Genomic DNA, 10598 nt, shown 5'->3' with positions numbered 1-10598 from the left:
CGGTCTCGAACCACTCGACCAGCGTACCGGTCTGACGCACCGGGGCGCCGGCGTTGACGTCCCGGACCAGCCAGTCGCGTTCGGCAGGTGCAAGCCAGGGCAACTCGGCGATCGGCAGATCCGGCTGTTCCACCGCCGCCGCGACGATCCGGTGGAAGCGTTCGACCAGTGCCTTAGCGGCTTCCGGCTGGAAGAAACTTTCGTTGAAGTCGAAATCGACGGCGATGTCTTCGTGATCGTCGTAATCGCGGACGAATACCTGGAGCGGCTGGTTCTGGTGTCCGCTGGTCAGAACGGTCGTGCGGTTGGACCCTGTCTCGACCTGTTCGCCGTAATGATGGCGCTCATAGGACAGGCTGACTTCATGCAGCCGGTTGCGGGCGGAAGCCTCCGGCAAGCCGGGCAACTTCAGCTCCGACGTGGGAAAACGCTGATACCGGTAATCCCGGCGCAACTGACTGCGAAGATTTCCCGCCAGTTCACGCATGGTGGTGGCGTCGTCCGGGCGAAGCCTGACGGGAGACACGCTGGCATAGAGGCCGATGGTGCGCTTGTCGGCGGCGGTGCGCCGGTTCAGGATGGGGACCGCGACGATCAGGTCGCGCGTCGAGCATAGACGCGACAGGACGATCCCGAGCGCCCCCAGCAGAAAATGGAACGGCGAGGCCTTCTCGCGGTGGGCGAGTTCCCGGACGCGGCCGTACAGGGCGCCGTTCAGATGAAGCGTATGGCGAAATGCCCGTGTCGTATAGGTCCCGGTCTGGGCGAAGAGCGGCTCCGGCAGGGCCGGGAAGCGCTCCTGCCAATAGGCGCGGCCCGCTTCGAAAGCCGGTGACGCGCGGTATTGCTTCTCGTCTTCGAGCTGCTGAGCGACGCTGCCGAGATCCAGGGGCGGGAAGCTCCCGTCCGGCGATACGGCGTTGAAGCTCTTGATCAGGGCCGCATGGAAGAGGGACGTTCCCCAGCCGTCGGCGACGATATGATGGAACTTGCCGTACCAGAACAGGACGTTCGAAGCGCATTGGACAACGGCGAAGCGGGCGAGCGGCCCGGCTGGCCCGAACGGCAGCGGCACCGCCATGTCGCTCTCCATGAAGCGCTTTGCCGCAGCCTCCGGATCGTCCACTCCCCTGAGATCGATGTAGTCTGCCGCGCCGATGAACCGGTCGAGTGTCTTCTGGCGGGGACCTGCGTCCGTATCGATCATGACGGTCCGGAAAGCGGCTGCGCCATCGGCGACGTGCCGGATCACCGAAACCATCCGCCGAGGATCGGTTGTTCCTGCGATCCGGACGAAGGCCCCGATGTTGAAGAGGGGGCTGTCGGGGTTCAGCTTCTGCTCGATATAGATTTCCAGTTGTCCGCGCGTCAGCGGCAAAGCCGGACCACTGCCTTCGGTAAAGAACCGGGCATCTTCGCCGCATACGTCAGAATGATTCTCTTCAATCATGACCGGACTCTTCAAGCATAAATATTCCGATATTAATTAACCAAGCTTGTTTTGGGCAGATATTGGTAATCATGTGAACAAGTTGGTCTATTCTATTCCAATATCGATTAACCAACCATGCCTACAAATTTGTGGAATGGTCGATAATCAAGAAATAAAATAGGTGCGACGATCTGTCATCCGCTCGACATGGAACACTTAGTGTGTTAGCACAGTGAAAATCGACACACAATAGCGTCCTGCACTTAACTGTCAGTGATACGATGGTAATGCATCGCTATGTTCCATACACAAGTATGAACAAGATTTGAGGTACGTAATGTTCGATGATGATTCTGTCATATTTTTGGTTGTCATTAACGAAGAGGAACAGTATTCGGTCTGGCCTGAATTCAAGGCAATCCCGGACGGCTGGCGTGCCGCCGGTAAAACGGGCACTAAAACGGAATGCCTTGCCCATATCCGTGAGGTCTGGACCGACATGCGCCCCGCAAGTCTACGCCGGCAGCTCGACGGTACCGCCGCCTGACGGCCGGCCGTCGTCATCAGCTTGGCGGCTGACGTTCAAGCCTTAAGGGAATGGCGGCCCCGAATTTCCGGACGCCCGCGCGTTAACGGTGCTGCCCCCCGGGCAGCGCCGGCTTCCGGGACTCGCCGGATGCGTCGGACGGAGTGGGCCAACCCTCCACCGGGACGGGCGGAAGAGATCGCGCCGCGGGCGCTTGCGGACTCGGCGCGGTTTCATCCGGTGGTGTCGTCAGCCGCAGGGGCGGCGGCATCAATTCCGTCAGTCCGCTCGGCCGGGACGTGGCGCCGGTCGGCGCATTCAGGCTCACGCTCCCCGATCCGCCTTGGCCGGACGCACTGTCGAGGTTCCCCAGGATCAACGGCATGCCGGAACTGCCGGACCCGATTATCACGACCTTCGCGTTGTTCGATTGCGCTAGTTGCAGAGTGGCGTCGATGCCTTTCCACTGAAGATAGGCCTGGGTGATGCCTTCGCCGATGATCTCCTGGAACTGCCGGATGCCGTTCGCCTCGATTATCCGCCGCTCGGCTTCACTTCGCTCGCGGTTCAGCCGGTGCGTATATTCCAGCGACAGATGGTACTGCTCGACCTTGCGGACTATCGATGCCTGGATCTCGGGCGGAAGCCGGATCGACCTTATCAGCACGTCCTCGAGCTGGATGTATTCCACGTTGATCAGCGAATCGGGATTGAACTCGTTCGTCAGCGAGTCACGGACGGCGAACTCGATCTTCTCCTGTATTTCATCGCGTTTCGTATAGATCTGATCCGGCAAGTATTGTGAGAAGACGTTCCGCGCCTGCGAGCCGATTTCAGGCAGCATAAGGATTTCGGTATAGTTCATACCGACGTACTTATGCAGTATCGGCGTATTCTCCTTTATGATCCGGAAGCGGAAAGCGATGTTGACCGTCATGGTCAGGCCGTCGCTCGACAGAACGTCGAAGTCGTGCTCGACCTGGAGCAGTCTGGCGTCATAGATGACCAGTTCGTCGAAGGGTGCTATCAGGTGAATGCCTTCGTCCGATACCGTTGTCAGGTCGGTGCCGCCGGCGAACCGGCGCCACAGGACGCCGACGTTACCCGCAGGTATGGTTATCACCGACATGGGATAGAGCAAACCGGCTAGGAAAGTCGCGATCAAAAGAACCAGCGTCATCGTCATCAAGTGACGGGCAAAAAAAGCCTTGATGCTGTTAAGGACGACCCTCACGAATGCTCTCCTTCACTGGAAGAAAACCGGCCTTCCTCCATATGCAGCCGACGATCGGCGAGATGGAAATAGCGGTCGTCATGGGTGACGGCGACGACCGTCTTGCCCATCGCCTTGAATGCAGGCAGTAGTTCCTCATAAAATTTACGTCTGAAGATCGGGTCCTGATCCGCGGCCCATTCGTCCAGCACGATGATCGGACGGTCCTCCAGCAAGGCCACGATCAGCGCCACGCGCTTCTTCTGACCGGCGGAGAATTCCAGGCTATCGAAATCTCGGCCGGTCAGGCTGACCTTGTGATCGATTTCCATGGTCCGCAGAAGGGCCGAAAGGTCCGCCGCCGGCAGGCCGTAGAGCCGCCTGAACAAGTGGTAGTCGGTGAACACGGCGGCGATCAGGCTGCGGTAGGCGCCCTGGCGCCGCCGGTCGAGCAGTTTGCCGTCCAACAGGATGCGCCCGCCATCGGGCGTGTAGAGACCCGTGAAGAGCTTGAGGAAGGTCGATTTGCCGGCGCCGTTGCCGCCGGTGATGAAGATCAATTCGCCGGCCTCGAGCGTGATGTTGAAAGGCCCGACCGAGAACTTGTTGCCGAACTGCTGATCGACATAGGAGAAGGTGACGTCCTGGAACTCGATCTTCGAGAATTGGCCCAGGGTCTCTTCCGTGGCGCCGGGGTCGATCCGCTCGGACAGAAGCCGCGACAGCCGCTCGATATTGTCGGTGGCGGCATTGGCCATCGTGACGGCCGGAATCGACTGCACGAGGCTGGTGATCGGACCGATCAGGAACAGCACAGCGGCACTGGTCTTTAGCGCCACGTCGCTGAAGGTCGGGCTGAGCGCGGGGACCACGAACACCATCGCGGCCAGCATCAGGTAGAAGATCGACTGTGCGAACAGGAACTCGTTGCTGATGCCGAACTGGGTCGTGATCTTTGCCTGGGTCGTGGCGGTCGACACTTCGTCGAAATGATCCTGAAGCTCCCGGCTGCGCGCGATGTTCAGCTTGACTTCCTTGTAGCCGGAAAGAAGGTCGGTCAGCCGTTCGTAAAGCTGGTTTTCCAGCCGGAACGATAGTTCGACCTCCTGCCGGAGCTGGCCGATCCTCATCAGGTGGGCGGATGCCGCGATCGCCGTGATGGCGATGGTCAGCATGAAGGCCGTCGATGACAGGATGTAGATGTATCCCAGGGTGAACACCAGCAGGATGCCGGACTGGCAGCCGTTGACCAGCATCGGGACGCTGGAGGAAATCTGCTGGGTTTCCTTGGTGATCATCGCGTAGATCTCGGCCCGCCCGATACCCTCGAGCGACGCCAGGTCGGTCTGGCGGATCAGCGATATCAGCCGCACCCGCAGGCGGTGGATGATTTCCTCCACCTCCCGCGTGCTGGTGCGGGAGACGTATCGCTGCGAGATGACCTGGATGCCCATTGTCGCGGCGAACATGACCATGTCGGCGATGCGCACGCCGCCGGAACTGGCCATGTCGGCGGACCGGTTGATGATCGCCAGGATCATGGCGTTCCCCATGCCGGCAAGCATCGCCATCACGGCGACCTTGTACGGAGAGGTGCGGCTTTCCCGGAATACCAGCTTGATGAAAGTCATTCAGTCAAAATCCCGGCCCTGTCCCGGCCATAATCCTCATCGATCCAGCGTTCAGACCCGGTTCGCCAGCAATGCGGCGATCCTGGCGATCACGTCTGTCCTGGCCGCGGGAAGGTAGAAATGGCCTCCCGGAAAGAGGCTGACGGTACAGCCGCGCACGGTGTGCCGCTGCCAGTCGCCAAGCCGCTCCACGAGCACGTGGTCGTCATCCGCCCCGCTGAACACATGGATCGGGATGTCGAGCTGGAAGCCTGCCGTGGGCTGCCACGTCTCGCAGGCACGGAAATCGGCCCGCAGGATCGGCAGGAGAAGTTCCACCAGCTCCGGATGGTCCCAGACCTCCGCCGGCGTGCCGCCCATCGCCGCCATTTCCCGGACCAGCGCCGCGTCGTCCAGATGGGACACGGCGACCAGCCTGCTGGGATGATGCGGCGGTTGCCGCCCCGACACGATGAGAGCGGCGGGCTGGGGCATATCCCTGACCCGGATGCGGTGGGCCAGTTCGTAGGCCACCATCGCGCCCATGCTGTGGCCGAACAGCGCGTAGCGGCCGTCGATCCGGGAAATCACCTCGGTCTCGGCGAGACCGGCAAGCCTGGAAATATCCGGCACGGGGGCTTCGCCAAGGCGTTCCTCCCGTCCCGGATATTGGACCGGCACGACCCGGAACGGCGCCGAAGCGGTCCAGGGGCGATAGGCCGAGGCACCGGCCCCGGCATGGGCGAAGCAGAATAGAGTGATGGGAGCCTGATCGCTTGCGCGGCCCCCGATGGTCCCGTTCGTCATCGCCTGCCCAAGTAGCTGTTGGCCAGCGCCACCGAATACCAGGCGCCGAGCGCCGCCCCCAGTCCGATCATCACCAGTCCGCCACCGGCTAAGGCGGCAAGGCCGAATCCCCCGGCGACGCTGCCGAGAAGGCTTGCAGAAGCGAAAACGGCATCGTCGAGCCCCGCCGGGACGGCGGTGTTCGGGAGCGCCGGGACGGCGGTGTTCGGGAGCGCCGGGACGGCGGTGTTCGGGAGCGCCGGGACGGCGGCGTTCGGGAGCGCTGGAAGGACGGTCGCGGCGGCAGGCGCCTCGGCGGCCGGTTCGCACCGCGACTCGAGCTCGGGCTCGGGTTCGGTGGTTGCGATCGCGTCCGGAACCTGCTGTTGCGGAACGCCGATCCGCTCGTTGAAGGAAACGTCGCCCTCGGATTGCCCGCCGTCAGCTTCCTCGGCACGGGGCGTGTCCTGTGGGCGCCCGGCCGGCCGCCCTTGCTCGGACCGGGCAGGCTTGATGTAACCTATGCCTGCCGGCTCCGCCGGTCCTCCACGCCTTTTCGGGGCCATCGCGTACCTCGCGTCAATCGTGATGGACGAAGCCCGAACGGAGTCGTCACGGAAGTATCGTCCCTACCTCAATGCGCATAGACCCATGGATATATAACTACAATCAAAAAAGTTCTTCATGATAGCGTTTTCGCGGTTTTCGAGGAGACTGTTCTCGACGCGAACGTCGAATTGGGCCGGAGTGCCTGTGTCGGGATGGCATCGCAAGCAGTCGCCCCACGATACGGCTGATGCCGTTCAGTGGTATTCAACCCCGCGATCCTGTGCTTCATTGGCCGGCTCGCGTTCAGGCATCCGGCGATGTTCGCCAGCCGGTCCGTAGAGTAGAAGTTTACTCACGGTTTCTGTTTCACTTTTAATATACGCTTATACGTTACATAACATACCTGAATAAGCTTTTATGCAATAAGTTTCTCCAAATACGGGAAGAATCCGGAGTTTGCGCTTGCAGTCGCATTGGATTCGTTTATAGACTCCCGTCAGTTGCATTAGCGCATGGCGTGGCGCACGCCTGTTGAGTGCTACCCTGGGTTCTGCGCTGAAGCTTTTTACCATGCCACGGAGAATTTCATGAGCGACGCGCGTATTTCTGATGCCAACAAGCTTGTTTCCCGTTACGCGCTTTATGCGGCCGGCGGCGGTCTGATCCCGGTCCCGACGCTCGACATCGCCGCCATCGTCGGCGTGCAGATCAAGCTGGTCGCCGACCTTTCCAAGCTCTACGGAGTTCCCTTCAGCCAGGACCGTGCCAAGACCGTCGTGACCGCCCTGATCGGCGGCGTCCTGCCGGGTGCGCTCGCCGGCGGTTCGCTCGCCGCCCTCGGCACGGTGATCAAGCTGGTCCCGATCATCGGCACCGCCATCGGCGCCGTCACCACTTCGGCCTTCGCCTACGCGCTGACGCTGGCGATCGGCAAGGTCTTCACCCTGCACTTCGAGACCGGCGGTTCGCTGCTGAACTTCGAGCCGGAGAAGGTCCGCGGCCACTTCGAGAAGGAATTCAAAGGCGCCAAGACCGAGACCCCGGTTGCGGCTCCGGTCGAGACCCCCGCCGCCGCCTGATCCGCGACGCGTTCCGGACGGAAGCGGCGATGGGAATTCCCATCGCCGCTTCAGCCGTTTCCGCACCGATAACGCGATGCATCTTCCAGCTTACCAGGGCCAGGCATGCCAGCTCTTCTCTTTACCCTGATCTATCTATTGCTGTCGGTACTCGTCGGCTTCCTCGGAAGCTCGCGGCGCCTTCGCTTCTTCGGCACGTTCGCCCTTAGCATCCTGTTCACGCCACTGGCCGTCTTCGCCGTGCTTTATCTCACCGAACCGGTCCGGCAGGCACGCTCCAAAACACCCTGAAGCAGCGCTCCACCTGGATGCTTCGGAACTGCCGCGAACGACGACGCGGCCCGCGATGCGTGAAATAGGCGTGCCCATCCGAGCCAGTGTTTCGGCATTGTCGATGTCGAGGCGGGCCAGGACGGTGGCCGCCGGCTGATCCAGCCAGATTTTTCCCTGAAGACGCTTCTTGAAGCCCGATTCCGCGACGGGATCGGCGAAGGTAACCCCGGCTGTGGTTTCCAGCCGGGTGAAGGTCGGCTCGTTCAGCGCGACCTCCACGTCGATCACGAAGGGACCGGACGGTCCCGACGACGGCATCGTCGCGATCCGCAGGCGCCTGACGCGCCAGGGATGGCCGATACGTTCCTCGATGGCCGAGCTTATGTCCGCCCGGAGACGCGCGGGGTCTGCCGCTTTCCCGCCCGACAGCAGGAATGCCGTACCGATCGCGGAAATGGCGGCCGCTCCGATGCCGTACCGCGCCAGCCGCCCCACCAGCCTTGCCATGGGTATCCCGCCTCCGATAGCTCCCGCGCACGATAGCAGGCAAGGCGGCGGTCCCCATCGACGGTAAAGGCATTACTCTCGCGGCGCACCTTTCTCAGAAACTGGCTTGCAGGCCGAAGAAGTATTGCGGCCTCTTGGTCGCGACGTTCCCGGAAGTGTAATAGGCGCGCGTCAGGGGCTGCGCGAAAACCAGTTCGCCCGACAGCCACTCGGTCAGGAGCATCCTCACCCCTGCCACGACGGAAGCGGCGTCGTCCATCGGCTTCTCGCCCGGCAGCAGGTCGCGCTTCCACGCACGGCCGAAGTCGTAGCCGGTGTAAAGCTGGTAGCCCTGGAAATAGGGCAGGCCTACGGCGCCGCTGAACTGCAACTCGGTCTTGGTGGCGACCCCGTGGTCGCCCATGACGATCGTGTTGTTGTATCCCCTGCCATATTCCTTGCCGCCCACGCTGAACTGCTCCGGGCCCAGCAGTGGGTCGAGAGCGTACTGGCCGGTAACGCCGACGACCAGCGCCAAGCCCGATGCCCCCAGCGGCTGGGTGCGCGTCAACTCGGCATTGAACTTCTGGTAATCGCTGACGCCGTTCACCCGTGTCGAGTAGTCGGCGCCGGTGTCGCGGCTGCCGAAGATGTCGAGCCCCTGGCTGAACCGGGCCGTGAAGGCCGTTAGACCGTGAAGGCTGTCGATGAAGTTGTAGCGGCCGCTCAGACGCAGGCTGCGCGTCCGGCTGTTGGACAGGATGAAGGTCTGGCTGCCGAAGAAGGGATCCGTCAGCGGCGTCGCCTGCGCCAGACTGTTCAGATAATCGAACTGGGCGGTGACGCTGAAGTTCCGGATCGAGGAGCGGATCACCGGATATGTCAGGCCCGCCGTGAAGACGGAGCCGAAGCTTTCGCCCTGCTGCTCCTTCAGGTTGGCGCCGGGATGGCTGATCGTCCGGCTGAAATAGGTCGACAGCTTCAGCCCGTCCGATGTCAGCGGCTGATCGTAGCCCAGGCCCAGGATCCTTACTTCCTTGGGATCGATCATGGTGATATGCGACGCGGTCAACCGTTCGTTGAACCCGAGGACGCCGGCTTCCGCGATGCTTGCCATCCCTTCGAGGATGCCGGTCGGCTGGGAGCCGCGGTTGTCGATGCCGACGCTGCCGCTGAAGGTCTTCCGCGAGAGTTCGACGGTGGCGACTCCGCCGGGTTCCTTGGGCGGCGTGATCGACTGGATGCGGATACCGGGAATGTCGCCCAGCAGCAGCGCGTATCTGTTGAGCACGGCTATCGTCAGCGGGTGGATGTTGGCGACGCGGTTGGCGGTCCGGTAGATCAGGTCGCCCGGCGGCACTTCAGCGCCATCCAGCCGCACTGCGACGCGGGAGGCCCAGACTTCCGCGACGTCGAGGCGGACGACGCCGTCGGCGACCGACTGGCCCGGCACGACCACTTCGGGCGGAACGTAGCCCTCGGCCGCATAAAGCTCCCGCACCTTGGCGGTGACGGCGTAGAGATCGGCGACCGAGACCTCCTGCCCGATCAGTCCGCCGTAAACCGTCTCCAGCCTGTCTGCCGGAAAGGCCGAGGCGCCGGCGATCTCCAGGCGATCGAGCCGGAAGCGGATATGCTCGGCACCCGGCGGCGGCTTGTCTTCGGACAGGCTTGGGGGAACGTGGATAGCGGCGCGGTCGACCGGCGCCGGAGCATGCCGGCTCAACCCGACCTTGACCGTGATGCTGTGGTCGGGCTCCAGATCGCTATCCAGGGCCACGACGGAAAGCCCAAGCTCCCGCGTCAAACGGTCACGGGCACTCTCATAAACGGCGTAGGAGAGCGGGCGCTCGGCCTTGATGTCAGAGATGATGCGGTCGAGCACCGGGTCGGCGGGCGCCGCCTTGCCATCGATGGTGACCTCCAGACGGTCCACCACGAACTCGTCCACACGCAGGGTCACGGTACCGCCGGTGATCCGCTGTGGCGGCACGCTCACCTTCGGCCGAAAATAGCCTTGCGCCTCATAGCGCCGTGCCAGGTCCGCCGCCGCGCCGAACACTTCGGCCAGGGAAACCGTCTTGCCGGCCAAGGGCTTGGCGATCTCGTCCAGGTCGGACTGGGCAAGCGGCCGCGCCTCGTCCAGCTTGAAGCCGCTGAACGCGAAACGGATGGCGCCCGCATTCGGCGGCGGCTTGGTCTGGTCGAGCAGAACCGGCACTTCCGGTTCGGTCGTGGTCAGCGGCATATCCGGCTTGGCGAACCTGTCGTTGATCTTGTCGGTATCCGTTTCCCGGAGAAGGGTCGGGTTGTTGGTCAGGAACGATGGCGTGTTGACCTGTGCCAGGACCGGCGCCGCAAGCGCGGGGACGATCAGCGCCACTGCGGCGGAACCGCGCAGCAGTTCCCGCCAGTTCTGAATCTGGTTGTATTTATTGTTTGTTTTGCAAACCTCGATAGCTAACCTTTGGAATAAAAACGTCATGACGACCAGCTCCGGCCCAACAATTCAATTTATAGATCTTTTGTACTAACTCTTTCGGTCGAGAGGAACTGGTTTCTGGGTGAAGCGCAGCGCGATGACCGGATCTCGCGATGCACAAATCATTAACCAATATTTGGCATGCTCCGAGGACAAACAGGG

Annotated in this window: 9 protein-coding genes; 2 read left to right on the top strand and 7 right to left on the bottom strand. The window is 62.2% G+C overall.

Annotation, left to right across the window (positions count from 1 at the left end; all coding sequences use genetic code 11):
• A partial coding sequence (locus tag N826_RS31595; protein WP_044435623.1) for a condensation domain-containing protein occupies window positions 1-1450 on the bottom strand: 1450 nt, incomplete at its 3' end.
• Window positions 1451-1769: 319 nt separating this feature from the next.
• On the opposite strand from N826_RS31595, the gene N826_RS31590 reads away from it, so the two are divergent.
• Window positions 1770-1979 carry an MbtH family protein gene (locus N826_RS31590; RefSeq protein WP_044435621.1) on the top strand — a complete coding sequence of 70 codons (210 nt, stop codon included), beginning with the start codon at window positions 1770-1772 and terminating at the stop codon, window positions 1977-1979.
• Window positions 1980-2061: 82 nt separating this feature from the next.
• Here the strand turns inward: N826_RS31590 and N826_RS31585 are convergent, their stop codons facing one another.
• Genes N826_RS31585 through N826_RS31570 form a run of 4 tightly spaced genes read right to left on the bottom strand, consistent with a single transcriptional unit; the run spans window position 2062 to window position 6133 of the window.
• Window positions 2062-3192, bottom strand: coding sequence for a prohibitin family protein (locus N826_RS31585; protein ID WP_052832390.1), 1131 nt, complete (start codon window positions 3190-3192; stop codon window positions 2062-2064).
• Window positions 3189-4802, bottom strand: coding sequence for a cyclic peptide export ABC transporter (locus N826_RS31580; protein WP_052832388.1), 1614 nt, complete (start codon window positions 4800-4802; stop codon window positions 3189-3191). Before N826_RS31580 ends, N826_RS31585 begins: the two co-directional genes overlap by 4 nt.
• A gap of 51 nt (window positions 4803-4853) precedes the next feature.
• Entirely contained in the window at window positions 4854-5588 is a 735-nt protein-coding gene (locus tag N826_RS31575) for a thioesterase II family protein (protein ID WP_044435619.1), read from the bottom strand.
• The gene (locus N826_RS31570; RefSeq protein ID WP_044435616.1) at window positions 5585-6133 is read right to left on the bottom strand and encodes a hypothetical protein; all 549 of its coding nucleotides are present in this window, start codon (window positions 6131-6133) and stop codon (window positions 5585-5587) included. Before N826_RS31570 ends, N826_RS31575 begins: the two co-directional genes overlap by 4 nt.
• Window positions 6134-6703: 570 nt before the next feature.
• On the opposite strand from N826_RS31570, the gene N826_RS31565 reads away from it, so the two are divergent.
• On the top strand, window positions 6704-7195 hold the full coding sequence (locus tag N826_RS31565; protein ID WP_044435615.1) for a YcjF family protein: 492 nt from the start codon (window positions 6704-6706) through the stop codon (window positions 7193-7195).
• Window positions 7196-7330: 135 nt separating this feature from the next.
• Here N826_RS31565 and N826_RS43545 read toward each other — a convergent pair whose 3' ends face one another.
• Entirely contained in the window at window positions 7331-7975 is a 645-nt protein-coding gene (locus tag N826_RS43545; protein ID WP_044435613.1) for a hypothetical protein, read from the bottom strand.
• Window positions 7976-8069: 94 nt separating this feature from the next.
• Window positions 8070-10439, bottom strand: coding sequence for a POTRA domain-containing protein (locus N826_RS31555; RefSeq protein WP_084721340.1), 2370 nt, complete (start codon window positions 10437-10439; stop codon window positions 8070-8072).
• Window positions 10440-10598 lie beyond the last annotated feature (159 nt).

This window comes from Skermanella aerolata KACC 11604, from assembly GCF_000936425.1.
GTDB lineage: Bacteria > Pseudomonadota > Alphaproteobacteria > Azospirillales > Azospirillaceae > Skermanella > Skermanella aerolata.
Note: the sequence above shows the minus strand (reverse complement) of the source record. Positions and strands in the feature narration are given on the sequence as shown.